A 656-nucleotide genomic window follows, 5' to 3' on the forward strand; every position below is an offset into this window, starting at 1 on the left:
ATCTTCCTGTTCATCCCCCCAGAAGCCGTTGATAAATATTTTCATGACGGAATACAAGACGAGCAGGCTGGATAAAAGCATCAGCAGCGTAATCACGAATTCACCGCTTAAAAAGCCGCCTTCTGCAATTTTCAGCTTGCCGATGAATCCGCTGAAAGGAGGAACACCTGCCAATGAAACGGCTGAAATCATAAACATCCAGCCGAGCACGGGATGGTTTTTGATCAGGCCGCTCATTTTTTTCAGGTTGTTTGTCCCTGTCAGGGCAAAAAGCGCTCCGCCAAGCATAAACAGCGCTCCTTTAATGATCATGTCATGAATCAAATAGTAGACAGATCCTTCGATTGAAGCCGGCGTATTGGCGGCGATGCCGAACAAGATGACGCCGACCGCAGTGACAATATTGTAGATGATGATTTTTTGAACATCCCAGTAGGCGATCGAGCCGATGACCCCGAAGATGATCGTAAGCGCCGCAAGCCAGACCATTAATTGATGAGTAAAAGCGGCGTCTTGGGTGAAAATTAATGTAAACACCCTTGTGATCGCGTACAGGCCGACTTTGGTCAGAAGTGCGCCAAACAGTGCGGAAACAGCGGCTGGCGGCGCATAATAGGAACCAGGCATCCAGAAATACAGCGGGAAGATGCCGCCTT

Annotated in this window: 1 protein-coding gene; it reads right to left on the bottom strand. The window is 48.8% G+C overall.

Going from position 1 to position 656, the window contains the following annotated elements:
* The coding region (locus ACWHAR_RS28145) for a proton-conducting transporter transmembrane domain-containing protein (RefSeq protein ID WP_452088579.1) at window positions 1–656 on the bottom strand (656 nt) is incomplete at both ends.

The sequence above is a fragment of the Bacillus sp. LR--39 genome, assembly GCF_053613335.1.